This is a genomic window from Faecalicoccus sp. LCP19S3_E2 (genome assembly GCF_052121255.1).
Taxonomy (GTDB): Bacteria; Bacillota_I; Bacilli_A; order Erysipelotrichales; family Erysipelotrichaceae; genus Faecalicoccus.
On the sequence record NZ_JBQKEP010000001.1, the window covers coordinates 106566 to 130673 of the forward strand.

Consider the following 24108-nt stretch of genomic DNA (forward strand, 5'->3'; position numbering starts at 1 on the left):
CATATTCTTTAGCAAACGCAAGGATTTAGTGCTAAAAATTCAAGAAATTTTAAATGATTTTTCTCGTTTTGGTTTGCTACAATAGAAATATGAAACAAATAGAGTTTATAAACACAACCGTTTACGGTGCTGTAACACTAAAAGATGCGACCCGTCCCGATCAAAACAACATGGCTTTGCACGTATGTAATGATGAACAAGGTGTATTATCCAATCGAAAAGAGTTGGAAAAGATCACAATTCCGCTAGAAAACTGGGCTTTGCCATGGCAAAAACATACCGATCATTTTTATCATGTTACATCAAAAGATAAAGGAAAGGGGGCCTTTGATAAATATACCAGCATCATGGATGTCGATGCCCTTTATACAACCGAGCCAAATGTATTGATCGGTGTCTTTACCGCCGATTGTGTTGGTATCTTATTGGTCGATGAAACAACGCCTTGTCTTTGTGTGATCCACTCCGGATGGAAAGGTACCGTACAACAAATCACCGCAAAAACCATAGATCACCTCATTCAAAATCAGCTTATCCATCCCAAAACTACACAGGCTTTTTTTAGTCCCAGCCTGCAGTTTGATTCGTTGGAAGTAGGTATGGAAGTCATAGAACAGATACAGAAGCTGCCTATAGATACTTCTTCATATATTCGCAGGTTATCCAACGAAAAAGCTTTATTAGACAATCAGGGAATCAATGCCCAGATGTTGATCAATGCCGGTATCGCAAAAGAAAACATTCATCTATCTTCCATCGATACGCTAACCGATATAGACAATGGATTCAGTTATCGCAGAAACAATTGTTTAAAGGAATTTCCTAAATGCGGTGAACATTTCACCTATGGCTATATAAAAGAAAAAACCTCGCATTGAGGTTTTTACGCCTTTTCAGGCAAAGGATGAATAATTTGTATCCGTATTAGGAGGATACAGATATGATTAGTGGTCCTCATGGACAAGCTCATTGTAGCTAAAACCCATAAAAAAACAATTTATCCTTGTTATTTCGATGAAACAAAATATTTAAAATCGTTTTTCAAAAAGTTTTTAAATATCAAATCTTCTGAACAAAAATTTTCTATTCTTTCAATCTTTCGCTATAATACATTTGAAAAGAGGAATGGATATGTCCAGAAAAAAAGAACTTCGTCAATCAAAGATTCGTCAGATTTTATTAGAAGAAAGCCGAGTACGCGTAATCGATCTTGCCAAAAGATTGGGAGTCACACCGGAAACCTTACGTAATGATATCAGTGAAATGGAAGCACAATCTTTACTGATTCGTGAACACGGCTATGCCCGTATTCAAAATCCGATGCAGGAAACCCCATTATTATTTCGAAATCAGGAAAATGCAGAAGCCAAAAAACGAGTCGGCATCCGTGCTTTAAACGAGATCCAGGATGGTTCGGTTGTCTTTTTAGATTCCGGAAGTACCGTTCTGCTGGGAATTCCTGCTTTGCAGGGTAAAAAAAGCTTGACCATCGTAACGAATTCTTTACCGTCAGCCCAACAATGCGCTGCCTTTAATTTCGATATTCTCTTTACCGGCGGTATGATTTATAATGCCGGATTACGCGCCTACGGAACCTTTGCCATTGAAATCATCGATCATGTACATATTGATCTTGCGATCATGGGAACTGACGGCTTTAAAGACTGTGAAGGCTTTACTTCCACCAACATCAATGAACTGGGATTTAAACGACATGTCATGAATCAAACTGAAAAGTTGATCATGGTCACAGACAGCTCCAAGTTTCATGACAAAGCCCCTTTCACATTTTGTAAATTCCGCGAATTTGATATGCTTGTGACCAACGAGATTTCACAGGATGATTTAAACCTTGTCAAAGATATAAAAAAGATCATCCAGGTCTAAGCCATAGGATGATCAATTGTTAATACAAGATATACTTTTTTATCCGATTTGATATGTGCCAATAAATTCTCTTCAATTTGAGAAGGCGTCATTGTTTCATCATACGGAATGACCAGATCAAAGACCAGATTTACGTGTGTTGGACCGGATACGATTCGAAAATCATGAAAATTCCAGGAAACACCCAAAGCTTGTATCGCATCGGCGACAAGCTTTTTATAACGCTCAGTCAACGGATCATTGACTTTGACAGGATCCATATGTAGAACCAGTTCAATACCCATCTCTTTTTTGATTTCTCTTTCAATATTGTCAATGGCATCATGCACTTTAAAAATATTATCCGAAGCATCGACTTCCACATGTGCACTGGCAAACAAACGATTAGGTCCATAATTATGAATCATCAAATCATGAACGCCTAATACTTCCGGGCTCTTTAAGATAAAGCGATCTATTTTATTCACCAAGTTCGGGTCTGGCGCTTCTCCCAATAGCACATTTAAAACTTCACGAATCAAGGTATAAGCATTATATAAGATAATGAATGAAACGATGATTCCCATGTACCCGTCTAAATTCCATCCAACTAACGGAGAGATCAACGTTGATAAAAAGACAGCGCCCGTTCCCATGACATCACTGATCGAATCTAATGCCGTTGCCTCCAACAAAGAAGAATCATACACTTTAGAAAGCTTTTTATTGTAAGCATACATCCATAATTTAACAACGATGGAAATGCCTAAGATCACAAGTGTGACGATGCGAAAGTCGATGGCTGAAGGATGCAGGATCTTTTCGATACTTTCTTTAGCCATTTCAATACCGATATATCCTACGATCAATCCCACAAACAAGGAAGCAATGGTTTCACTTCGCTCATGGCCAAAAGGATGATCTTCGTCAGCCGGTTTATTGGATACGACAAAAGAGACGATGGAGATGATATTACTGCAGGCATCGGACAAGTTGTTGATCGCATCAGCACGAATGGAAACGCTGTTGACAATCACTCCGATAACATATTTGATCACAAATAAAAACAGGTTAGCTAAAATCCCGATAAAACCGCATAGTCTTCCTACAGCACTTCTAACACCTGAATCTTTCGTGTTTTGATAATCTTTTACAAATCGTTTGACTAATAAATTTACCATACCGCGATTGTATCAAAACACTTTAAAGCATTCAATCAATTTTAGTTACGTTATTCTTACTTTTATGGTACAATACTTGGGCACGGAGACGTATCGAAGTGGTCATAACGAGCTCGACTCGAAATCGAGTTGCCTTCACGGGCACGTGGGTTCGAATCCCACCGTCTCCGCCATTATTCTATATAGTAGTTTGAACGGTAAATTATTGTAATTTATCGTTTTTTAAGTTTTAGAACACTTTTTGAATTCCTTCCATTTCTGTCAAAATAAATCTTTCTTTCCTTTTAATCTCTTTCTAATCCTCTCAAAAACTTCATCATGTGTATATTTTTCATCCGTCATTTCCGCAAGATGATCTGCTTCAGATAACCTTGTTTCCAAGTCATCTATCGATTTATAATATTTATCAATAATGAAATTTACAGTATCTCTGCCCATTTTCAATCCGTTTGATTCAATATAATCTATCATTTCAATAAGTTGTTTTTGAATACTATTGTTTTTGTTTTCATCTTGCTACCTGTTCTTTATGAATCTTCATATGTTTGAATCTTTTAAAATATCCTCAAACATTTCATAAACTAGAATTTAAGCCTTACTCAATCCAACACCATTTTTTAAGCTTAATATAACCTGTCATATTCATAATTAAAGTGATTCGAATTTACTAACATCTTTAACTTTTCTTCAGATATCACACGATGTTTTTTAATTTTATACTATTTTGAGCAATATTTTATTCCATCATCATTACCTTTATTTTCTATCGACTATATATAGTATAACACTATTAAGATCATAAACTTTTTTCATTTATTTGAATTATTTCCTTTCAACAAGCCTTTATAAAAGAGTATAAAACTAATCAGGATGAAAATCACCCTGATTAGTTTTCTTTACTTAATTAACCAAGCATAGTCTTGACGACAATCTACGACATAATCCACATAAACCTTTTTATTAATGATTTGATAAATCATTAAATATCTTTTTCCAAAAATGACATAGCGGTATTTATATTTCGCAATATACTCACTGTCCAACCATGGATAACGAGTTGGCATAAATGAAAGTGAAGAAGATGTTTCTTGAAAGTCCTTCGTTAGTTTCCTTGCTGCTTCTGGGCTAACCTGTGCCAAAAAAGCCGCATGAGATACCAATATCTTTGTTGCCTTCTGCGATACAATGACTTGATATTCATTCATTTCTTCCATTTTTAACAACCTCTTCAATTATCTCGTTCATCATTTTGGATACCTGATCTACGCTATATCCAGTGTTGCCAAGGAGGCGTTCTTCTTCAACAGAGACTAACTCTTCCCGTAATTTCAACATTTTCTCTCTTTGCTCATAAGTCTCCAAATCCATTACAACCAAATCTCCCTCACCATTTTTCGTCAAGAAAACAGGTTCTTTAGTTTGCCGGCAAAGATCAGCAATTTCATTATAGTTTTGGCGAATAGCTGCAGATGGTCTAATGTTCATAACTTCCTCCTCATAGTATAATTATATCAATATTATACACTAAAAGTGCTATATTTGTAGAATAAAAGCCAGAATTCTATGATATCCTGGCTTAAAGTGTATATTATGATTGATTGTTTAAAATCCTTATTTTGTTAAAATCTGTAAGATCCAGTCTTTATCCTGTGTGGTTTTCATTTTTTCTAAGACCACTTCATCTTCCAGTGCAGTACAAACCTTGGATAAGACTTCCATATGTTCTCCGCCTTTGCCGGCAATGCCGATGACAAGCTGCGCTTTTTCTTCACCGAATATTACACCATCTGGATACTGCAACAGCACAATACCGGTTTTCTTGATGGTATCATCTCCATGTGTCGTACCATGCGGAATGGCTAGTCCCATACCGATATAGGTCGTGACGATCTTTTCACGCTCTAACATGGCTGGTACATAATCTTCCGTAACATAGCCTAGTTGAACTAACAGCTCGCCGGCAGCAGTAATGGCTTCTTCTTTAGAAACTGATTTTTGTCCTAACAGAATGCCATCTTTGATCAATACATCCGATGCGAATAAAGAGCTTATTTCTTCTTCCGGTTCTTCCGGTGTTGCCTCTGTCACTAAAGCATCTCCGGTAGAAAGCTGGAAATACAATTCATCAAGGGCCGGATCGGCCAATAAATTCTTGATTGTTACTAAAACCGCCTGTGGCGCACATGCCTTTGCCCGGTCCTGCAGTACCGTTTGCACAACGGCAATGTCACCATCCGAAGGTATATTATCGACTGAAGTATTTGTCACTACAATATCCGGACGAACTGCTTTTAATCGATTTCTAAATTTTGTTGCACCCATTGCGCTGGATCCCATACCGGCATCACAGGCAAAGACAATTTTCTGCGCATTGAAAATATTTTGTGCACTGATCAATCCTTTGCCTGTGCTTTCATTCCACTGACTTGATTTTGGGCTCTTCCAAAGACTGTGATTTTGTACTTGTCATTTTAATGATCGGACTGGCAATCGCAAAAGAAACACCGGCGGCAAGAATAACGCCTATTGCGGTAGGAATGATCGCATCCTTGGGAGCCATCGACATAAACGCAATGATCGATCCCGGAGAAGCCGGCCCCTGCAAGCCACATCCCATCAATGCATAGAAGGCAATCGCACATATGTTTCCTAAAATCGGTGCAATGATCACGATCGGATTCATTAAAATATAAGGGAAATAAATCTCATGAATTCCACCAAAGAAATGAATGATGATCGCACCCGGTGCGGAATCTTTAGTTGCCTGATCCTTGGAAAAGATCCAATAAGCTAACAACACGCCGAGTCCCGGCCCAGGATTGGCCTCCAGCATATACATAATCGAGCGACCGGTTTGAGAAGCTTGTTCAATACCAATCGGTGTAAAAATGCCATGATTGATCGCATTATTTAAGAACAAGACTTTGGCCGGTTCCACAAAAATCGCTACCAGTGGTAAAAGGGCATGATTGATGAGAATGTTAACCCCCATCATTAATATCGCTAAGATAGCTTCCATCAACGGACCGATCAGGTAATACCCGAAAATCGCCGGGATCATACCAAAAATACCGACCGAGAAATTATTGATCAATATCTCGAAATCGGCAGGCATATGCCCTTCCATCATCTGATCGAATTTTTTGGAATTTATCGCTTTTTAGCTTCAAAACAATAAAATATGAACCAATACACTATGCTTTTCTCTTTTTTACCATCCAAAATAATCCGTTTTCCATGTCTTTTATCCATCATTCCCACCAGATCATCCGCTTCGCATCATTTTGTTTCTAGCTTAAATTAACGCTATAATCAAATCCATAGTGGAAATAATGGAATACTCTATCCTAAAAAATGAATAATTTACTTCGATTCAAACTATTAGAAATGGTAAGTCCAGTACTTCTTATCATACTGTATATCTCAAAAATCACTACACAACCAAACCTGTACATCAAGCCAATTCAGACTTTACTTTCAAGCATAACAAAGGAACACATCCCTAATTAGAAAAAGAAATTTAAACACATTCATGATATCATGATATTTAAAATAACTTAGATTCAAATTCATCAAATATAGAAGAAGCCAGAAAGCTACATTCAATCAAATCACAATAATTTCAATCATTTTCCATACAGATCCTGGGTATTCAAACATAACTTATACTTCATCCATTTTTAAATATCCACAAATAAAAGGACTGCATAGTTTAATCAATACAATCCTGGTTTTTATATTATAAATCTTTAGTATTTGGAACAGTCTCATTTGAATACTATCGATCAAGTAATCGCTTTTCACCCTCCAGTTTTTTAATATGACTTATTTCCTGGCTTACTTCTAAGCATCCTAAGTATTTCCCTTGATCATTACGGACCGAAAAATATTGTATCAAAATAAACTGACCGCGCATTTGAATCCAAAACGACTCACTCTGTCTTTTACCACTTTTAAAACCTTCAAGAATATCTTCTACAATATGTACACTCGCTGATGGATGACAATTGCGTACATTTCTTCCAATAACAGAAACAGAGCGAGCGAATATACGATCTTTAGGTTTTGAAAAGAAGGCCACTTTATCATGCTCATCCACAAAAGTAATATCAACCGGCAAGCTTGAAAACACTCCAATCAATTGTTCTACATTCATTCTTCCTGTTTGTAAATCAATATATCCTTGTGGTAAATCTTTAGTTCCTTCTGTATGTTGATCAAAAGATACATTCGGCTCATCCATAAAAGCAAAACCATATTCAAAACTTTCCTGAAGTAATTTTTTATCCGTTTTGTCATCCATTTCTTCTTTTGCACATGGGATTAATATCCGTTTTTGCATAACGATAAGGCTTGAATAAGTGACATACAATTCACCTAAATCCTTTTGTACTGTGGACTCTTCACAATTTTGTTCAAGATCTAGTTTTACCTTCTTTAATATTTCTCTAGCCTTATTATTCATAGACCACATCAGGCTTACACCTTCAAAACATGGATCTGTTTTTTCTAAAAATGGAAACAAGATATTCTCTAATTTTTTCATGTGTTTATCATAATCGTCCAGATGACAAACACGTTCTATTAATTGTTTTTTGGCATTTGGTTCTGGTAATTGAATAATCACTTTTTGGAGATGTAATAAATAATGATCTAAACATTCATTTTCTTGTAATAACGATCCAAGAAAGGTATTTTCATCTAAATCTTGTATGATATATTTTTCTAAATGTTGTCCAAACAAATTCATTAACATAGGTACTTGTTTTAATGCTTCTTCATGAGATAATCCATTTTTGATGCGATGGTTTTGTACTAGAAAAATGTCTTTTGGTTGAATGGATTCAATCGTGTCTTTATAGGATTCATATAAAGTTACTTTATCATCCGTAACTAAAAGTTGATCTACATACGCAATTAAACGCTCAATTTTATTTTCCATGATTTTCCTCCTTGCGTTTTATCTTTTTCTCAGTTTTAGTATACACTAAAAGTGGCTGCATTTATTAGATGTTTTATCTTTTACAGGTACTAGTGGCAAGCACATTGAATATAGTTATACATAAAACACTATAGATGAACTGTCTTTAGTTTTTCTTACGATACAATATAAAACATTCACGCAGTAAATTTGTCCCAGGCACTGAATTGTCCATTATTAAGTAAAAGAGATCTTAGGGAAAAATTAATAAATCGATACCCCCATACTTTCACATTCTTCTTTAAATGATTCAGGAAGATGGAAATCACTGACTATGATATCGGCTTCTTTCATCGAACAGAATTGATAAGATCCATCTTTATCGATTTTAGAAGAATCCATCAAGATCACGACCTTGCGGGCATTTTGAATCGCAATTCTTTTTACCTGTGCATCCTGATACGATTCACACGTAAAACCAGAATTTTTACTGAAACAAGTCACACCCATAAATACAGTATCAAAATTGACATGTTCCAAAAATTGAACCGCATCAACACCTGTCAGTGACAAAGAGTTTACATTGATGGTGCCTCCAGCTAACATACAATGAGCCTGTTTCAAGCGAGACAGCTCTACTGCACAGGAAATCGAATTGGTGAAGATGGTACAAGGCTGATCCTTTAAAACATTCGACAACATGGTTGTTGTACTGCCAGAATCAATAAAAATTGTTTGATTTGGTTTCATCAGTTCTAACGCCTTATGGGCAATTATCTTCTTGTCTTCTATATTTCGAATATAACGTTTCTTTAATACATCATCATTTCCTGTAACGATTTCCAAAGACTTCGCGCCTCCATGGATACGAACCAGCTTTTGTTGCTCATCCAATGCTTTTAAATCGGTCCTTAATGTCATATCCGAAACTGATGGAAAATGTTCCTTCAATTGATTAAACGTTACATTTCCTTGTTCATTGACATAGCGAACGATATCATTTCTTCGCTTTTCCATACCTTCCATATATAAACCTCCTGCAGCCTGTCTGCAGGAGCAGACAGACTAAGCTTCTTCTTTAAAATGACTCAACAGGTATTCTTCGGCTTTTGGGCACCACAATCCTTTGTTAGCTCCCACAATATCCGCCAGCTTTCCATAACGAGAATCCTGCGCCTCTTTGGAACGCAGATCTTCCAATGCGATTAATGGCATAGAGATATGCGTATAGATCAATTTCTTTCCTCCGGGGATCTTCGGCAAATTCAATGTCGTTTCGGCAGCCGCATCCAAACCGCCAATATGCGTTACCATAACAGCCGGGTTGATTCGACCTTGTGCCGTCAACTCTAAAGATTCTATCATATCCGCTGTATTTCCACCGGTTGTTCCCATCACATGCGTGGAATTATAATGCACATCATAGAAATTCATCTTTGCGCTAAACTGATTATCCGTTGGACCGGCAAAGAAATTCAAACAGCCATCTCGCCCTAATATGCCACTGGATTGTTCGACAACAGCCGCAACCGGTGCATAACAGAATACATCATCAAAGCCTGTCCCACCTGTCATTTCGCGTAAATATGCCACTGGATCTTCTAATTTACCTGTATTCACAAAGTGCAAGTCAATACCGTCTTTTTTGGCATCTTCGATTGGAAATAAATGGGCTACCCGATCCAAACGTTCCTGGTTTACATCCGTCACCACAATCATACCAGGACGAATATCCCGATGCAAAGCATAGGTCAATGCGCCTAATCCCATCGGTCCGGCCCCCGCCATGATGGCAAGCTTTCCACCTTTTTTGATGCCCATCTCATGAGTATAAACTCCCATTTTTGTATGATAGGCTGCATTAAATGCTCCAATACTGCATGACATCGGTTCAGCCAAGGAAGCTTCGTAATACGCTTTTCCTTTATACTCTAACAGACATCCTAACTCCATGACCTCGGCAGGAATGATACAATATGTCGCATCGCCTCCGAAAAACTCATAAGAATACCCCGGTGACCACATCGTTCCTTTGTAGTTTAATGCCGGCTGCAATGTAAATTTCATACCCGGTTTAAACTTGTCCTGATGTTTGGCACCGACCTTAACGATATCACCGGCCATTTCGTGTCCCATAATAGCCGGGTGATCGGCTACATCTTCATGCACCCTCTTGTGTTTCGTTCCTAGAATAGCACATTTGTAAGTGGACATACAAATGCTGTCGGAGACAACCTTGACCAGGATTTCATCTTCTTTAATTTCCGGCAACTCAAATTCATCTAACCGTAAATCATTCGCGCCATGTAAGCGTACTGCCTTAACTTTCATTTTAACAACTCCTTTCCCTTTTTATTGTCGTTTCAAAAGTTACAGCTTTATATTATCACGAAAAAAATAGGTTATCAACTGTTAAAACAACAATTTATATTTGACTTTCAACAATCTCGATGGTATTCTGTTTTTGTCAAAAGAAAAGGAGACTTACTATGATCTATACCGTTACTTTTAATCCCTCGCTAGACTACATTATCCAAGTCGATCATTTTATGACCGGTCAAATCAATAAGACCACCTATGAAAAGATCCTGCCCGGTGGAAAAGGCATCAACGTCGCCATCGTTTTAGCAAATTTTGGTCATGAAAGCACAGCATTAGGCTTTATGGCCGGTTTTACCGGAAAAGAAATTGAACATCGTTTGGAAAACTTTGGCTGCTCTTCTTCCTTTATCCAAGTTAAAGAAGGATTTTCCCGTATCAATGTCAAAATGAAATCCGATGAAGAAACCGAAATCAACGGAATGGGACCTGCTATCCAACAGGAAGATATTGAAAAGCTGTTTGATCAACTTAAAGTTTTAACCGACCAGGATATTTTAGTTATCTCCGGCAGCATTCCTAGTACATTACCCGATACAATGTACGAACAAATCATAGAATATGTACAGCCGAATCACTGCAAGGTTGTAGTCGATGCCACGAATACGTTATTGATGAAAGTTTTGCGCTATCATCCGTTTCTAATCAAACCCAATAATATTGAATTAGGTGAAATCTTCGATGTAACCTTAAATACGCAGGAAGAAGTGATTCCCTATGCGCATAAGCTGCAGGAGCTGGATGCTCGTAATATTTTAGTATCCATGGCCGGTAAAGGAGCCATTTTATTGGATGAGAGTGGCAAAGAATATCGATTACCGGCTCCGAGAGGAAATGTGATCAATTCTGTTGGTGCCGGTGATTCTATGGTAGCCGGTTTTATCTCCGGTTGTATCGAATCCAATTATGATTATGAATATGCGTTTTTAAAAGGGGTATGTAGTGGCAGTGCCAGTGCTTTCTCAGAAAACTTATGCACCAAAGAAGAAGTAGAAGCGTTAATGAAAACCATGAAGCTTTAATAAAGCTGTTGCGATTTAAACAACAGCTTTATTTCGTTGTCTTCCGATGCACCAAGGAAAGAATCGTTTTATGATTTGAAAACAAATACCACATAGAGCTAATGTGAGAACCGTAAGAAGTAGCGACAATATAAAATTTTCACGAACCGCATCTGTGCTCCAACATAACAATATAGATACAACTTTAATCAGTATTCGATAAACCGGGCCATGTACACAAAGAATGACTAGACTTATCTTACCCAGGTATTCTAAAATCCTATTTTTATGCAAGAGCACCGAGAATATCCATGCCGACACAATACCAAGCATTGCGGTTACATACCACATAATTCCTTGATTTATAGAACAATAAGAAAAGAAAAAACTCATCGTCAATAAAAAGACAATACAAACCCTTTGATAAGAAATAGGATGGGCTTGTAGTCTTTTATCCGCTTTGGACAAAGAGAAAAACGAACCGATTTTATAAAATAGGATATATCCAAACGCTTTGTCTATTCCCCATGGTAAAGAAGGCAGCCCGGCAAAGATATAGATTGCACTCATACAAAGAACAACAGGAAAACTAAGATCATATCTATACTTTTTTCCTATTCTTACAAGTGCATTGAACAATACGGTCACGATAAAAAAACAAGGTAAAAACCATAAATGAACATTAAAACTCAGATGCTCATACATACCGGATACCAGACCTTCAATCGCTTGTATAAAAGATATATCCGCACTCCTAAAACTTTTCTCAAATAACTGCCAATATAAGATCGTTGCCATGCCAAAACAAAAATACGGCCGCACTATGGTTTGTAGTCGTTTTTTAATATCGTCCCTGATTGGTTTCTCTTTATAAACCCAACCGGCCGCAAAGAAAAATAAAGGCATATGAAACGAATAAATCCATCGATAAGTTACATCATTATAGTAAATATGACCCAGCACCACGAAAAAAATGCCGATCCCTCTTAAGATATCTATGTAAGAGAATCGATTTTGTTCGATGAATATATTGGCACGGGATCTGTTTTCTGTCATGTTCTACTCTTTCTATTGAATCATTATATCATTTTTAATGACCGACTATTAAAACAAGTATTCTATCTACAAAAAGAAAACACTGTGATTTCTCACAATGTTTCTAAAATACCATTTGTACCAGTAACATATAAAATACCGTTCCTGCCGCAATCGACAACAACATGTTTCGTTTCCAAAGATGAATACCAACCACGACAAAGATCGCCAAAAGCTCCGGAATCGCATGATTGCCACTCCATAGACTGACATTTCGTAAACAGTAAATAATCAAGAGTCCAAATAAGGCTCCCGGTAACACTTTCCCTAAATATTGAATATATTTTGGGGTTTCTTTATGGGCCGGAAAGACTAAAAAAGGAAGAAATCGGGTAATCATCGTTCCCAAGACGCACATGGCCACCGTTATGATCTGTTTTACAAGGCTCATACTGTATCCTCCTCCTTTTCTTCTATGCGTTTTCTGGCAGCACTTAAACAAATTAAGATACCGGCAATGGCAGGAATCATAAAATTATCCGCACCAAAAAACAGCAACATCAACAATGAAACGCCCAACCCAATATACGAATTCAAATGATTCTTATCTTTTAGATACTGTTCCAAAAAGATCACCACAAACATAGCGGTCATCACAAAGTCTAAACCTTCGGTATTAAACGTGATCAAAGAACCAAACAAACCACCTAACGTAGCTCCCAATACCCAATAAATCTGATTCAACAAAGTCACAAAGAACATGAACCAGCCTGAATCTACATCTTTGGGAACATCAGCTGTATAGTTCACAGAAAAAGTCTCATCGCACATACCAAAGATCAAATAAATCTTTTTCCATCCCATTCCTTTAAATCGATCCAACATGGAAATTCCATAAAAGATATGGCGCGCATTTAAGATCAAAGTCACGATAAATGCCTGTAATGGATCAAAAGCCCCTAACAAAAAATTGACACAGACAAATTCCACGCTTCCCGCAAAGATCGTCATGGCCATCAACATCGGATACCAGAAACTAAAACCGGATACATGCATATAAATTCCGTACGACATCCCCAAGAATAAGAAACCGGTCATGATTGGAATGGTATGGGGAAAAGCGCATTTCAACGCTTTCATTTTTACATTTGTTTTCATGCTCAATACCTTACCACCAAGTTTTTCTTCATTCAATATGAAACCATGATAAAATAGAAACCATGAAACAAGTAACCGTAGGTATTTTAGCCCATGTCGATGCCGGAAAAACCACCAGTATCGAAAGTATGTTGTATCTAGCCGGAAAGCTGAAAAAGACCGGTCGTGTCGATCATCAGGATGCATTTTTAGACTACGATGCCCAGGAAAGAGCACGTGGGATCACGATCTATTCCAAGCAGGCCTTTTTCCACTATAAAGATACCGATATCACCATTATCGATACACCCGGCCATATTGATTTTTCCAGTGAGATGGAGCGTTCTTTACAAGTGTTGGATCTGGCCGTATTGTTGATCAATGGGCAGGATGGAGTACAATCCCATACCAAAACCATCTGGGAATGTTTAGAGCACTACCATGTTCCTGTCTTGATCTTTGTCAATAAGATGGATATATCCTATCAATCGCAAACCGATCTGTTACACGATCTGCAGACACATTTATCATCGAATATCGTTGATATAACTTTAGAGGATGCCCAGGAACAAATCTCTTTATGTGATGAAGCGTTATTGAATGAGTATTTAGAGAACAACACATTGTCCAAAGACAGCTTACAAATCAGCTTTGCCAAACGAACATTTTTCCCGGTTCTTTTTGGAAGTGCTCTAAAAAATGAAGGCATTGAACGATTGATGGATACGATCCTTGATTTATCTCTGGAAAAAGAATATCCAGATGAATTTGGTGCCCGCGTCTTTAAGATCACGAAAGATGAACAGGGAAATCGTTTAACCCACATCAAGATTACCGGAGGAAGCCTAAAGCCAAAACAAATGATTACAGAAACAGAAAAAGTCGATCAAATTCGATTGTACAATGGTCAAAGCTATCAGCTGCTGACACAAGCACATGCCGGTATGGTCGTTAGCTTAAAAGGAATAGAAAACCTTTCTATTGGCCAGGGACTTGGTTTTGAAAAAGACAGTCTTGTCCCTTCTCTATCTGCCTATTTAAATTATCGTCTGTTGTTGCCGCCAGATAAAAAACCGATTGAAATGATGCCAGTCTGCGATCAACTGATGAAAGAAGATCCCAGCCTTGAAATCGAATATAATGAAAATACCCATCAGATTTCTTTACGCCTTATGGGCGAAATACAAATGGAGGTCCTCCAAAAGAGAATTCAGGAACTCAGTGGTGTAACTGTCGGATTTGGTTTGGATCATGTGCTCTATAAAGAAACGATTGCCGATAGTGTCATAGGTATGGGGCACTTTGAGCCTTTACGTCATTATGCCGAGGTTCATGTTCGACTGGATCCCTTACCTCGTGGAAAAGGGTTACAGTTTGAAAATGAAGTCAAAAGTGATGATTTAGCTTTAAACTGGCAAAGATTGATCCTAAGCCATCTACAGGAAAAAGTACATCGAGGGGTTTTGACCGGTTCACCGATCACCGACATGAAAATCACACTGATTGCCGGTAAAAGTCATTTAAAACATACCGAAGGCGGTGACTTTCGACAAGCCACATATCGCGCTGTACGCCAGGGATTAAAAATGGCACAGTCTATCCTGCTGGAGCCGTATTATCGATTTACATTGACTTTACCATCACAGCGTCTAAGTAAAGCCCTCTATGATTTAGATCTAAGAAAGGCAAAGGTAGAAATCAAAGAAGTCAGTTCACAACAGATGGAAATCACAGGGATTGCCCCGGTACGTACCATGATGAACTATCAAAATGAAGTCATTGCCTACACAAAAGGACTAGGAAAATTCAGTTGTGCACTCGATGGCTATTACCCCAGTGAAGAGCAGGATAAAATCGTTGAGGAAATTGGATATGACAGCGAATCCGATCTCAGAAATCCAACCGGCTCTGTCTTCTGTGCCCATGGCTCCGGCTTCTATGTTCCTTATGATGAAGTCCAGGAATATATGCATATCCAGACCAAGAATCAAAACACTTCCTCTTATCAGACAGTTAAGCATACCGTCAAAGAAGAAGAACTGAAAAAAGTCTTCAACAGTCTTGGCGGACGAAATAAAAAAGAAGAAAAGAAACCGAGAAAGCCTAAAAAGAAAATTGATTTTGATACACAACCAAAAGAAGTTGTGCAAAGAAAAGAAGACTGTTTGATCATTGACGGCTATAACATGATCTACAGCTGGGACAATTTAAAACTTTTGGCTACCCACAATATAGAATCGGCTCGTGATGCCCTGATCGATGCGATTTCTAATTATCAAGGCTATCGACAAATTAAGATCTTGTTGGTGTTTGATGGATATCGGGTTCCTAATAATTATGGTTCATCTTATCGACAGGGTGGATTGGATGTCATCTATACAAGAACCGGGCAGAGTGCCGATCAGTACATTGAAAGAAAGGTTCATGAGCTAAAAGATAAATATCGCATTACGGTGGCCACCAGTGATGGCTTGATTCAAAATTCCATCTTGGCAAACGGGGCGCGTCGTATGTCCAGCAAAGAACTAGAAAATCAGGCATTATCGATCAACAAAAAAGCATTGCATCATCTGCAGCAGAATCACTAAATCCTGCTTGCTTACGCAATGCTTTTCTTTTGTGCCACAAAGACCCAAAAGCCTTTATCACGATTGACTTTTCGTACCATACACTCTTTTTCTCCCAAATACTGAATAGCGCTTTGAGCACCGTGTTGTTTACGCATCACCAGCCAAAATCGACCATTATTTTCCAAATGTTCCAGACATTCATCAAACAGGCGATAAATCACTTTTTTTCCGGTGCGAATCGGTGGATTCAATAAAATACATTCAAATTGCCCTTCGTGCACACCATCCTGACAATATATATTAGCTTGTACATGGTTTTCGACTATGTTCTTCTTCGCGAGTTCAACAGCCTTTTCATTGATATCAATCATAGTCACTTGGGCATTCCATTCTCTTTGACAAACGATACCAACAGGCCCGATACCACATCCAAGATCCAACATCGAAGAAGGTCTATCCTCTTCTTTTAACACCGTCTCCAACAAGATCCTTGTTCCGGTATCCAATTTATTTTTACTGAAAACTCCGGAATTGGAATGAAGTCTATAAGATTTTCCGTTGATCTGAAAAGAAAGAATCTGTGGCTTATCTTGTAAGGTCTTATCATTTTCAAAATACTGACTCATGTTTCCATTATACATTGGAAAATAAAAATGCGCCAACACTAAGTCAGCGCAATTTCTTTACTTTTCTACTTCAAAGACAACAGCTCCTAAAGCCGGTACATTCACTTCAATCATGAATGGTTGATTATGTCTAGGAATACGGATAGAGTGACATGTCTGTGGTGTCTCATTATCCCAGGTACCATGATATTTCTTCCATTGTGTATTCAATACTTCTTTATAGACCCCTTTATCCGGTACACCGAATTGTTGGTGATCATAACCATTCGTAGAGAAGTTTAAAATAATGACATAATCTTTCTTTTCCCCTCTACGAATATAGGAGAACATATTTTGCGATTGATTATCGGCATCGATCCATTGGAAACTGGACCAGTCATAATCTTTATTCCAGAAGGCATCATTTTCGTAATATAGCTTGCCTAAGTCTTCAAAGAAATGTTCAAAGGCATCATGCATCGGATATTCACGCAAGAACCAGTCACAGCTCTTTTGTTCATCCCATTCACGCAGCTGTCCGATATCATTTCCCATAAAGTTCAGTTTCTTACCAGGATGCGTAAACATATACGTATATAAAGCACGTGCCTGGGCAAATTTATCATCGTAGCTTCCCCACATCTTATCTACGATCGTACACTTTCCGTGTACCACTTCATCATGGCTAAACGGCAAGATAAAACGTTCTGAATAGAAATAAGCCATAGAGAAAGTCACATCATAGTGATGCCATTGGCGATAAATTGGATCTTTCTTTAAATAAGCTAAGGTATCATTCATCCATCCCATATCCCATTTATAGTCAAATCCAAGTCCACCATCCAACGTCGATTTTGTGACATTTGGAAAATCAGTAGAATCTTCCGCAATCAACATAATACTTCCGTTATGTGCTTCATTCAACATATAATTCATCCGTTTCATGAAATCACAGGCACCTTCATTAACACCATTGTTTTTATTGCCGTGCCAATAGATCGCATTGGAAATCGCATCCATGCGCAATCCATCAAAATGATAGACTTCCAGCCAGAAATTGGCAGCACTCATCAAGAAAGAGCGCACTTCTTCTTTCCACAGGTTAAAGTTTAATGTATCCCATTGGGAATTGGCATCTTCTTCTCGATCGTACTCATACGTTGGTGTTCCATCAAACAGACGAAGTGCATAATCATCGCGTACAAAGTGAACCGGCACAAAATCCATGATGACACCGATACCCGCCTTATGCAGTTCATTGACAAAACGCATCAGCTGTTTATTTGTTCCATAACGTGATGTGCTGGAGAAATATCCTGTACACTGATAGCCCCATGAACCATCAAACGGATATTCATTTAAAGGCATAACTTCTACATGAGTATAATGTTTTTGCTTACAGTGAATAATCAATTCTTCAATGATCTGGTCATAATGTACGAATTCTTCCATATCTTCGTCCTTGATCCAGCTTCCTACGTGCATTTCATAAATATTCACCGGTGAATCAAAACCTTTGTTTCGTTTCTTCATCCATTCTTGATCTTCCCATTCATCAAATTTCAAAGAAGAAATGATACTGGCATTATTGGGTCTTAACTCACTATAAAAGGCATAGGGATCGACTTTATCAATCGTATCTCCATTTGCACGCACGACACGATATTTATAAGAATCTCTTTCTTTGGCATTTCGTATCGTACAAGACCAAATACCCTGATCATCTTTCTTCATGACATTCTTTTTTTCATCCCAGTTGTTAAATGTTCCGATAACGGAAATGGATTGAGCATGGGGTGCCCAAACTTTAAATTCAACAGATTTTGGTTTAACATGCGCTCCGAAAATATTATACGCTCTTAATTCTCTTCCTTCAAAAAAGGCTTTTGTCTTTTTATGGTCCATAAAACCCGAACCTCCTTAACTTCATCTTCTATTTTACAACGCTTTAAAACGTTAGAAAAGATGCTTTTTAGACAAAATGATAACGATTACACAAATAAAACAAAATGTCTAATAAAAATTGGACACTTTTTAAGTTTCGTATAATCGTATTGAAACTCTTAAAAATCTATGGGAAAATATCTCTTGCGAAAGGGTGTTTAACTATGAATCAATCCGATATCAATTACCAAAATTATGTGAACGCATTAAAAAATGAACTGGTTCCTGCCATGGGATGCACCGAGCCGATTGCTATCGCCTATTGCGCTGCCACAGCCTTTAAAAACTTAGGTGAAAATTGTGCTCGGGTTCTTATTGAAGCCAGTGGAAATATCATAAAGAACGTTAAAAGCGTAACAGTACCGAATACGGATGGACTTAAAGGAATTGAAGCGGCAGCCGCAGCCGGAATCGTTGCGGGAGATGCCGATAAAAAGCTGGAAGTCATCAGTCAGGTATCCAAAGAACAAAAAGAAAACATACATTCTTTTTTGAAATCAGTTCCTATTACCGTTAAGCCGTTAGATTCTGTAATTCCATTAGATCTGATTGTGACGCTGCATAGTGAATCGCATTCTGTTTCAGTTCGTATTGCCGGTGGGCATGATCATATCCTATGGATCAAGAAAGATGGAGAGCTCATCTTTGATGGGAAAACCATTTCTGAATCAAGTACTGTTGATCATTCCTTTATGCGCGTTAAAGATATCATTGATTTTGCCAACTGCGCAAATTTAGAGGATGTCAAAGAAACCTTGGATCGTCAGATTTCTTACAACATGGCGATTGCCCAAAAAGGAATAACAGAAAGCTATGGTGCAAATATTGGTAAGATCCTTTTAGAAAGAAATCCTGATAATCTTCTCAACAAGGCAAAAGCCTATGCGGCAGCTGGCAGTGATGCGCGAATGAGTGGATGTGAGTTGCCTGTTATCATCAATTCCGGAAGCGGCAATCAGGGAATGACTGCCAGTATTCCTGTTATCGTCTGGGCCAGAGAAAAGAATCTAAGCTTGGAAAAATTATATCGAGCACTTTTGATTTCCAATTTGATCACCATGCATTTAAAATATGGCATTGGAAAGTTAAGCGCCTATTGTGGTGTTGTCAGTGCCGGTGTAGGAGCCGCCTGTGGTATCTGTTATCTGGAAGGTGGCGATTTACATGCGATATCTCATACTTTGGTCAATGGAATTGCCATGATTTCCGGTACAGTTTGTGATGGTGCTAAACCGAGCTGTGCGGCCAAGATTGCCAGCGCTTTGGAAGCCGGTTATTTAGGCTATGAAATGTATAAAAACGGCCAGCAGTTCAAAGATGGGGAAGGTATTGTGACCAAAGGTGTAGAAAATACGATCCGAAATATTTCTTTATTAGCCAAGGAAGGTATGAAAGAAACAGATAAAGAAATCATTGAGATCATGACCGGTAATCGTTGTTGATGAAAAAGAAAAAACCAGAGCTCCTTATAGTACCATACTGTTGCCTATATTTGTTTGGCATACATTTGGTTTTAATAGGTACGAAAAAAGAGGATTCAATTTTGAGTCCTCTTTTTCACATCTATTCAGCACTTAATGTTGAATCGGATTCATGAATATCGATTGATTCCGCATCCAGACTTGCATCCCCAAGAATGCTTTCTGCCTCAGCGACATCTTCATGCAGGCTTGCTTCTTCATCTAAAGAATTTGCCCCTACGATCTTATCGAATTCTTCATCTTCATTTTCGTGCATACGAGCTAAACGTTTATCACGAAGCTCTTTTGCCTTTTCTTTAACCAGTTCATTTTGAGGTCGATTACCGGTACATCCCGTTCCTGCCGGAATCAGTTTACCGATAATAACGTTTTCCTTCAAACCAATCAAATGATCGACTTTACCTTTGATGGTCGCATCGGTAAGTACTTTTGTTGTTTCCTGGAAACTTGCCGCAGAAAGGAAAGAATCCGTTTCTACAGAGGCCTTGGAAATACCTAACAATACCGGTTTAAACTGTGCCGGTGTTTTTCCTGTCAACAAGGCATCACGGTTGATCTTAGTGATGTTGTTCAAAGATAACTGCACACCTACATTCAAGTCGGTATCGCCACTGTCGGTTACGATGACACGTTTCATCATCTGTTTAATCATAACTTCCAGGTGCTTATCGGAAATTTCGATACCCTGAGACTGGTAAACTTTCTTAACTTCCTTCAAGATGTAGTCCTGCACTTCACGTACACCGGCTACACGAAGCAGTTCTTTTGGATCTAGCGGTCCTTCTGTCAAAGCCGTACCGGCTTCGATATGTTCACCGACCTGTACCCATGGACGCATGGTCTGGTTGGCATTGATCTTGTGTGAAATGCTTTCGCTTTCACTGGTAATGATAACTTCCTGACGCATTGTACCTTCAATACGTTCAATTGAAGTGATCTCACCGCTGATCTGGGCAATAACCGCTACCCCTTTTGGACAACGGGCTTCAAACAACTCCTCAACACGAGGCAAACCTTGTGTGATATCCCCGGTTCCGGAACCGGCAACACCACCGGTATGGAATGTACGCATGGTCAGCTGTGTACCTGGCTCACCGATACTTTGTGCCGCCATGATACCAATAGCTTCACCCACTTCAACATCTTTTCCGGTTGCCATGTTACGTCCGTAACACTTACGACATACACCGGAACGAGATTTACAAGTAAATACAGAACGGATATACATACCTTCGATACCTGTATCGACGATACGTTTTGCCAATTCTTCGGTAATGAACTCATCACTGGCAATGATCAGTTCGCCTGTTTTTGGATCGGTCACATCTTGTTTTGAGTAACGTCCGATCAAACGATCCATCAATGGTTCGATCACTGTATTGTTCTTGCGATCGACTAATGCTTCTACCCAATAACCGCGGTCGGTTCCACAGTCGTCTTCTTTGATGATGACATCCTGGGCAACGTCAACCAAACGACGAGTCAGATATCCAGACTCGGCTGTTTTCAAGGCAGTATCGGTCAAACCTTTACGCACACCATGTGTACTGGTAAAGAATTCGGATACGTTCAATCCTTCACGGAAACAAGAGTAGATCGGTACCTCGATAATAGAGGATACATATTCGCCCCCGCTGGATTTACCATGACCCGGTTTGGCCATCAATCCACGCATACCGGCCAACTGTGTAAAGTTAGAACGGTTACCACGGGCACCGGAACGAGCCATCATATTGATTGGGTTTTTACGAGGCAGATTAGCCAACAATTCATCGGCAATTTCATCCTTTACATTTTCCCAAAGCTTATTCAAATGGCGTTCCCATTCTTCCATCGTCAACATACCTTTTTTCTGCAGACGTTTTAGTTCTTCGGCTTTCTTACGACCATATTCGACATGTTCTTCTTTGTTTGGTGCCACCTCTATATCGCTTAAAGATACCGTAATACCCGCAACTGTCGAATATTTAAATCCCATGGATTTGATCTGGTCCAGAATTTCAGCTGTCTGATCAACAGAATAACGGTTGAAGACTTCGGCAATGACTTTTCCTAAATCTTTTTTCTTAACAGCCGGTGTGATTTTTAAATTCGCGATGTATTTCTTAACATCCATTCCCGACTGTACAAAATATTTATCCGGTGTTTTTTCAAAGTTTTCCTTTGAGACTTCATTCAAATATGGGAAGTCTTCCGGGAACATTGAGTTAAAGATCAATTTTCCGACCGTTGTCACTAAATAATCATTTTCATGAATCAGATCGAAGCTTGTTTTCTTTAAGCCACGTACCGGCAAGGCAATACGTGAATGCAGATGTACCTGTCCTGTCTGGTAGGCCATCATCACTTCTTTTTCATCTAAGTAAACATGTCCTTCATTAGCGGCATAGGTTCTCCATTGTGCGGCTTCTTTTGGACAATCTTTTTCTTCATAACGCTGGGCTTCTTCTTCTAACTCTTGTTTGGTTTCTTCCATGGTCAGATAGAAGTTACCCATAACCATATCCTGTCCCGGAGTAACGATTGGTTTACCATCCTTAGGACCTAAGATATTATGGCTTCCTAACATCATAACCAGGGCTTCCGCACGAGCTTCTTCACTCAATGGTACGTGAATGGCCATCTGGTCACCGTCAAAGTCGGCGTTGAAGGCAGTACATACTAATGGGTGCAGACGCATAGCACGTCCTTCAACCAGTTTTGGTAAGAAGGCCTGAATACCCAAACGGTGCAATGTCGGCGCACGGTTCATCAATACTGGATAGCCATCAATAACCTTTTCCACAACATCCCACATCTTAGGATCACGGCGTTCAATCAGTTTTTCGGCATTTTTCGGGTTGGCTGCCAATCCCTGATTTACGATTTCATTGATGATGAATGGCTTAAACAGGTTGACTGCCATTTCACGTGGAATACCACATTGATACATCTTCAGATCCGGTCCTACAGCGATAACGCTTCGTCCGGAGAAGTCAACACGTTTTCCTAACAGGTTTTGACGGAAACGTCCCTGTTTACCCTTCAAAGAATGAGACAGAGATTTCAAGGCACGTCCACCGGCACCGGTAATCGGTTTGGAACGACGTCCGTTATCGATCAGCGCATCCACTGCTTCCTGTAACATACGTTTTTCGTTTTGGACGATAATGTTTGGTGTTCCTAAATCTAACAACTTACGCAGACGGTTGTTTCGCGTAATGACACGACGATATAAATCGTTTAGATCGCTGGTTGCGAAACGTCCACCATCCAGCTGCAGCATAGGACGCAGATCCGGTGGTATAACCGGAATATTGGTCAGAATCATCCATTCCGGTTCGTTTTCACTTTGACGGAACGCATTGATCGTATCCAAACGTTTGATCAACTTTTTACGTTTTTCTCCCTGGGCTTTATCCAAAGCTTCCTGTACGTTCTGATATTCTTCTTCCAGATCAACATCCTGCAACAAACGAAGTACGGCTTCGGCTCCGGTCTGTGCCGTAAAAGCCTGACTTCCGTAAATCGCGATATTTTCACGATATTCTCTTTCCGAAAGAATCTGTTTATAAGCTAAATCCGTATCCTTTGGATCGGTTACGATATAGCTGACAAAATATACCACTTCTTCCAGCTGTTTTGGTGTCACATCCAACAACAAAGCCATACGGCTGGGGATTCCACGCAAGTACCAGATATGAGCCACAGGTGCTGCCAAATGAATGTGTCCCATACGTTCACGACGAACGCTGGCCTTTGTGATTTCTACCCCACAACGGTCGCAGACAACACCCTTAAAGCGCACTTTTTTATATTTCCCACAGGCACATTCCCAGTCCTTGGTTGGACCGAAAATGCGCTCACAGTATAAACCGTCACGCTCTGCTTTTTGTGAACGGTAGTTAATAGTTTCCGGTTTTGTGACTTCACCATGTGACCACTTTAAAATGGTTTCCGGTGAAGCTAAACGTACCTGAATTGAGGCAAAATTATTGATTGACATGTA

At 39.0% G+C, this 24108-nt stretch carries 20 protein-coding genes and 1 tRNA gene; 6 read left to right on the forward strand and 15 right to left on the reverse strand.

Annotation, left to right across the window (positions count from 1 at the left end; translation table 11 throughout):
* Positions 1-89 precede the first annotated feature (89 nt).
* Both ACTQX6_RS00600 and ACTQX6_RS00605 read left to right on the forward strand, forming a co-directional pair.
* Positions 90-878: a polyphenol oxidase family protein gene (locus tag ACTQX6_RS00600; protein WP_195222891.1), complete on the forward strand. Its 789-nt coding sequence runs from the start codon at positions 90-92 to the stop codon at positions 876-878.
* Between the two features lie 253 nt (positions 879-1131).
* Positions 1132-1887 carry a DeoR/GlpR family DNA-binding transcription regulator gene (locus ACTQX6_RS00605; protein ID WP_441657186.1) on the forward strand — a complete coding sequence of 252 codons (756 nt, stop codon included), beginning with the start codon at positions 1132-1134 and terminating at the stop codon, positions 1885-1887.
* On the opposite strand, the gene ACTQX6_RS00610 is transcribed toward ACTQX6_RS00605, so the two are convergent.
* On the reverse strand, positions 1884-3047 hold the full coding sequence (locus tag ACTQX6_RS00610; RefSeq protein ID WP_117445492.1) for a cation diffusion facilitator family transporter: 1164 nt from the start codon (positions 3045-3047) through the stop codon (positions 1884-1886). The genes ACTQX6_RS00605 and ACTQX6_RS00610 overlap by 4 nt on opposite strands.
* Before the next feature lie 84 nt (positions 3048-3131).
* Here ACTQX6_RS00610 and ACTQX6_RS00615 point away from each other — a divergent pair.
* Positions 3132-3220 (forward strand) — tRNA-Ser (locus ACTQX6_RS00615).
* Positions 3221-3308: 88 nt separating this feature from the next.
* On the opposite strand, the gene ACTQX6_RS00620 is transcribed toward ACTQX6_RS00615, so the two are convergent.
* The 8 genes from ACTQX6_RS00620 to ACTQX6_RS00655 all read right to left on the reverse strand — a co-directional run bounded on the left by ACTQX6_RS00620 (position 3309) and on the right by ACTQX6_RS00655 (position 10299).
* The gene (locus ACTQX6_RS00620; protein ID WP_117445491.1) at positions 3309-3518 is read right to left on the reverse strand and encodes a hypothetical protein; all 210 of its coding nucleotides are present in this window, start codon (positions 3516-3518) and stop codon (positions 3309-3311) included.
* A gap of 425 nt (positions 3519-3943) precedes the next feature.
* Entirely contained in the window at positions 3944-4261 is a 318-nt protein-coding gene (locus ACTQX6_RS00625) for a type II toxin-antitoxin system RelE/ParE family toxin (protein ID WP_294687554.1), read from the reverse strand.
* Positions 4245-4532: a type II toxin-antitoxin system prevent-host-death family antitoxin gene (locus ACTQX6_RS00630; RefSeq protein WP_117445489.1), complete on the reverse strand. Its 288-nt coding sequence runs from the start codon at positions 4530-4532 to the stop codon at positions 4245-4247. Before ACTQX6_RS00630 ends, ACTQX6_RS00625 begins: the two co-directional genes overlap by 17 nt.
* A 126-nt stretch (positions 4533-4658) precedes the next feature.
* Positions 4659-5444, reverse strand: coding sequence for a PTS sugar transporter subunit IIA (locus ACTQX6_RS00635; RefSeq protein WP_294687557.1), 786 nt, complete (start codon positions 5442-5444; stop codon positions 4659-4661).
* Positions 5445-5460: 16 nt separating this feature from the next.
* Positions 5461-6162: a hypothetical protein gene (locus ACTQX6_RS00640; RefSeq protein WP_294687560.1), complete on the reverse strand. Its 702-nt coding sequence runs from the start codon at positions 6160-6162 to the stop codon at positions 5461-5463.
* 663 nt (positions 6163-6825) lie between these two features.
* Positions 6826-7989, reverse strand: a complete 1164-nt coding sequence (locus ACTQX6_RS00645; protein ID WP_294687563.1) for a PAS domain-containing protein — start codon at positions 7987-7989, stop codon at positions 6826-6828.
* 243 nt (positions 7990-8232) lie between these two features.
* Positions 8233-8994, reverse strand: coding sequence for a DeoR/GlpR family DNA-binding transcription regulator (locus ACTQX6_RS00650; protein ID WP_259295300.1), 762 nt, complete (start codon positions 8992-8994; stop codon positions 8233-8235).
* A gap of 39 nt (positions 8995-9033) precedes the next feature.
* Positions 9034-10299 carry a zinc-binding dehydrogenase gene (locus ACTQX6_RS00655; RefSeq protein WP_272006355.1) on the reverse strand — a complete coding sequence of 422 codons (1266 nt, stop codon included), beginning with the start codon at positions 10297-10299 and terminating at the stop codon, positions 9034-9036.
* Between the two features lie 158 nt (positions 10300-10457).
* Here ACTQX6_RS00655 and pfkB point away from each other — a divergent pair, with 158 nt between their 5' ends.
* Positions 10458-11369 (forward strand): 1-phosphofructokinase, encoded by a 912-nt coding sequence (gene pfkB / locus ACTQX6_RS00660; RefSeq protein ID WP_441657187.1) that lies wholly within the window; start codon positions 10458-10460, stop codon positions 11367-11369.
* 15 nt (positions 11370-11384) lie between these two features.
* Here pfkB and ACTQX6_RS00665 read toward each other — a convergent pair whose 3' ends face one another.
* The 3 genes from ACTQX6_RS00665 to ACTQX6_RS00675 all read right to left on the reverse strand — a co-directional run bounded on the left by ACTQX6_RS00665 (position 11385) and on the right by ACTQX6_RS00675 (position 13541).
* Positions 11385-12404, reverse strand: a complete 1020-nt coding sequence (locus ACTQX6_RS00665; RefSeq protein ID WP_294687573.1) for an acyltransferase family protein — start codon at positions 12402-12404, stop codon at positions 11385-11387.
* Between the two features lie 103 nt (positions 12405-12507).
* Complete coding sequence (locus ACTQX6_RS00670) at positions 12508-12834, reverse strand: branched-chain amino acid transporter permease (RefSeq protein ID WP_294687576.1); 327 nt, start codon at positions 12832-12834, stop codon at positions 12508-12510.
* Positions 12831-13541 carry an AzlC family ABC transporter permease gene (locus ACTQX6_RS00675; RefSeq protein ID WP_441657188.1) on the reverse strand — a complete coding sequence of 237 codons (711 nt, stop codon included), beginning with the start codon at positions 13539-13541 and terminating at the stop codon, positions 12831-12833. The genes ACTQX6_RS00670 and ACTQX6_RS00675 overlap by 4 nt, the downstream gene beginning before the upstream one ends.
* Positions 13542-13603: 62 nt before the next feature.
* On the opposite strand from ACTQX6_RS00675, the gene ACTQX6_RS00680 reads away from it, so the two are divergent.
* Positions 13604-16108, forward strand: a complete 2505-nt coding sequence (locus tag ACTQX6_RS00680; protein ID WP_294687580.1) for a translation factor GTPase family protein — start codon at positions 13604-13606, stop codon at positions 16106-16108.
* 11 nt (positions 16109-16119) lie between these two features.
* Here the strand turns inward: ACTQX6_RS00680 and ACTQX6_RS00685 are convergent, their stop codons facing one another.
* Positions 16120-16716 (reverse strand): class I SAM-dependent methyltransferase, encoded by a 597-nt coding sequence (locus tag ACTQX6_RS00685; protein ID WP_294687584.1) that lies wholly within the window; start codon positions 16714-16716, stop codon positions 16120-16122.
* Positions 16717-16773: 57 nt separating this feature from the next.
* Positions 16774-18600: a 1,4-alpha-glucan branching protein GlgB gene (glgB, locus tag ACTQX6_RS00690; RefSeq protein WP_294687587.1), complete on the reverse strand. Its 1827-nt coding sequence runs from the start codon at positions 18598-18600 to the stop codon at positions 16774-16776.
* 203 nt (positions 18601-18803) lie between these two features.
* Here glgB and ACTQX6_RS00695 point away from each other — a divergent pair, with 203 nt between their 5' ends.
* Positions 18804-20081, forward strand: a complete 1278-nt coding sequence (locus ACTQX6_RS00695; RefSeq protein ID WP_294687589.1) for an L-cysteine desulfidase family protein — start codon at positions 18804-18806, stop codon at positions 20079-20081.
* A 121-nt stretch (positions 20082-20202) separates the two neighbouring features.
* Here ACTQX6_RS00695 and rpoC read toward each other — a convergent pair whose 3' ends face one another.
* Positions 20203-24105: a DNA-directed RNA polymerase subunit beta' gene (rpoC, locus tag ACTQX6_RS00700; RefSeq protein WP_294687592.1), complete on the reverse strand. Its 3903-nt coding sequence runs from the start codon at positions 24103-24105 to the stop codon at positions 20203-20205.
* Positions 24106-24108 lie beyond the last annotated feature (3 nt).